Annotated in this window: 3 protein-coding genes; all 3 read right to left on the bottom strand. The window is 70.1% G+C overall.

Translation table 11 applies throughout. The features are described 5' to 3' along the window. Positions 1–1,454: AMP-binding protein (locus ON38_RS03195; protein WP_039822220.1), on the bottom strand; the 1,454-nt coding region annotated here is incomplete at its 3' end. A gap of 253 nt (positions 1,455–1,707) precedes the next feature. Beyond that, a complete protein-coding gene (locus tag ON38_RS03190; RefSeq protein WP_051164314.1) occupies positions 1,708–2,691 on the bottom strand; it encodes a LuxR C-terminal-related transcriptional regulator in 984 nt (327 codons plus the stop codon). Between the two features lie 74 nt (positions 2,692–2,765). Next, positions 2,766–3,243: M23 family metallopeptidase (locus ON38_RS03185; protein ID WP_039822218.1), on the bottom strand; the 478-nt coding region annotated here is incomplete at its 5' end.

The raw sequence follows: 3,243 nt of genomic DNA, 5'->3' as shown, positions 1-3,243 counted from the left end.
TGGGCGGGATCCGGCCCCGGCCCGGCCCCGTTCACGGCCGGAGCTTCCCACTCCCGCCCGCCCATCGAAGTGACCTCTCCCCCGTCCAACCCAGGCGAACGTTCCGGCGGCACCCCCGGGCCGACCTCGCCGTCCGGCTGCGGAACCTCGCCCCGCCCGGCTACTCGAGACCCGTTGCGGCCGAGGTATTCGATCTCTTCGCCGCGCGGCGTGACGATCCGTCGCACCAGATCCCCGGTGCGGTACATGCGGGCGCCCGGTCGGCCGAGTTCGGCGCCGAAGGGCGCGGCGACGAAGTGCTGCGCTGTGAGTCCGCGCCTATCCAGGTACCCCTGCGCGAGGGCGGGCCCGGACAGGTAGAGCTCACCCACCATCCCGATGGGTACCGGCCGCAGCCGGGCGTCGGGAACGAAGAGACCGGACCCGTTCAGGGCGGCACCGACAGTGATCGGCGCTCCCGGCTCCGTGGTTGCGGGTCCTGTCGCGAGACCACCGGCTTCGGTGCGGCCGTAACCGGTGAAGAAGTTCCGCTCGTGCGCCCAGCGCCCGATCGGTTCGAAATCGCATGCGCCGCCGATGGCGGTGACAACCTGTAGTTCGGTGAGTCCGGCCGGGTCCACGGGGGCGAGCACCGCCGGGGTGGTGAGTACATGGGTGACCTGTTCCCGGGCCAGCAGATCGGTGAGCTGCCGGCCGCCGGGTGTCCCCGCGGGGACCAACACCAGCGTCGCCCCGGAGGTGAAGGTGAGCAATAGTTCCAGGACCGAGATGTCCGTGTCCGGGGCGCACATATGGGCCACCCGGGAATCGCTGGTGATGCCGTAGTGGTCGGTTGCCGCCGTGATCACCGGGGCCAGGCCGCTGTGCGGGACGACCACACCGGTGTGTTCCCCGTCGGGCCCGGATGTGTAGGCGATATAGGCGGGATGGCGCGCGTCGAGCATCCGGACCCGGTCGGCGTAGGAGATCGGATGCCGCGCCCGCCGCGAAATCCGTTCTGCCTGCACCGGGTCGTCCAGTTCCATCCAGTACAGGGACCGGCCGAGCGCGGACCGGTACCGCGAAGTGGTGAGACCGAGGGCGGCTCCCGAACCGGCGGCCAGCCGGTCGATCCGGTCCGCGGGAAGGCCCGGGTCGATCGGCACATGGGCGGCCCCGGTTTTCGCGATCGCCCAGATCGCGAGCACCGATTCCGGGCTGCGTACGAGCCCGATCGCCACCACATCGCCGGGTCCGATTCCGCGCTCGATCAGTTCCCGGGCCAGTCGTGAGGATCCTTCGTCCAGCTCCTGGTAGGTGATCTCGCGCTGATCGGCGGGGTCGCCGGTCGGGTTGAAGCGGATCGCCACCTCGGTGGCGGCGGATTCGACGGCGGCGGTCAGCAGCTGGGCGAACAGCGGGCTCCCCGAACGACGCCGTCGGCTACCGTGAAAAGGACGGCGGGCAGTGTGCATTCGGGTGCGTTCACCTCTCGCATCGAGCCAGGTCGCGGCCCCTCACATACCCAGCGGGGGTGGAAGGGCATATGGACCGGGGCCGGCGCGGTGTGGCCATCATATTCGGGAGCGCCCAGGGTCGCCGCCCGGGGAACGAGCCACGACCGGTGGCCCGCGCGCCGCCGCCGGAGATTGCCGCCGTTCGGGTTCCGCGGCTACGCCGGACGAACAGACACGGACGTCGCTGCCCGCATCCGGCCGAGGCCCGGGTTCACAACCATCCGCGCCGGATCGCCTGCACCCCGGCCTGGAAACGGGTGCTGGCGCCGAGCCGCTCCAGCAGCCGGGCGGTGCGCCGGACCACGGTGCGCCGCGACATCCCGAGCCGGCGGGCGATCGTATCGTCGGTCGCGCCCATCCCCATCATGGTGAGGATCGCGCGGTCGCGTTCGTCGAGTTCGTCGGCTTCCGGCTGCACCGAGATCGGTGCGGACAGGGTCCACAGCACATCGAAACTGCGGATCAACATATCCAGCAGCGGTGACCCGTTGATCCGCAGCGCCATCGGGTCGGGCCGGCGTTCGTCGGTATGCAGTACCAGGCTGGCGCGTTCGTCGTCGGCGATGATCAGCTTGAACGGCGGATCGGGCAGGGTGCGCGCCTGCGCGCCACGGGCATTGGTGGCCAACGTGTGCCGCAGCCGGTCCGCGTCCTGATAGATGGTGTCCTGGTAGAGGATCCGGTACCGCACGCCCTCGGCCATCCGGGTCTGCTTGAGTTCGGCGATCCGGCTGTCGCGCTCGGGGTCGCTGATATGCGGCGTGCGCTCGACCATCTTCACCGAGCTCTCGGCGTTGGCGTGCAGCGACTCGAAGTCGGCGAGCAGTTCGGCACGCTCGAAGACCGGCGAGATCACCCCGTTCCAGCCCTGCGAGCGCCGTACGGAACGGAAGGTCTCGCTGAGCCGGGCCGCGGCCGCGTGCATGGTGCTGATCTCCTGGCGCCGCCGCCGGGCCTCGGCTTCGGACAGCGATTCCGGCGCGTGGGCGTCCCAGCGCGGGGTGCCGTCGGGCTCGGTGAGCCGGATCACGGCACGCAGCCCGCACAGATCGTCGAGCGCGTTCTCGACCACGGTGTCGGACAGTCCGGTGTGCCGGGCGATATCGGCGAGCCCCGACCGTGGCCGCTGTACCAGTGCCGCGTACACCCGACCGTGGATGGAGTCGGGTTCGAAGATATCGGCCAGTTCGGTCACTCCGGAAGTCCGCAGTTCTGCCTGCAACCCCGCGGGGGTGGCAAGGACCGGGCGGTCGAGCGATTCTGTCGATCTCAGTGCGAGGGTCCCCACTCCAGCGGCACCCCCTTGGACACCATCCAGGTCATCGGATCGATTTTGTTACCACCTTGGTCCCAGATCTCCAGATGCAGGTGGGGGCCGGTGGATTGCCCGCGGTTGCCCACGGTGGCGATCACATCACCCGCGTTCACCCGCTGCCCTTCGCTGACGTAGATATCGTTGACGTGCCCGTAGACGCCGGTGGTCCCGTCGTCGTGCAGGACCCGGACCCACATTCCGAAGCCGGAGGCCGGACCGGCCTCGACCACCGTGCCGGAGGCAACCGATTTGATCGGCGCGCCGAGTGTATCGGCGAAGTCGATACCGTAGTGCATGGCTCCCCACCGGCTGCCGTAGGTGGAGCTGACGACGCCGGCGACCGGCCGGACCGCGGCGGCGGGGGCGAGCTGCTGGTGCAACTGCTTCAGGGTCTGCTCGGCCTGCGTGAGCGGGGCGGCGACCTCGGGCGGC

This window comes from Nocardia testacea NBRC 100365 (assembly GCF_000308775.1).
GTDB lineage: Bacteria > Actinomycetota > Actinomycetes > Mycobacteriales > Mycobacteriaceae > Nocardia > Nocardia testacea.
This window is presented reverse-complemented; position numbering and strand designations above follow the sequence as displayed.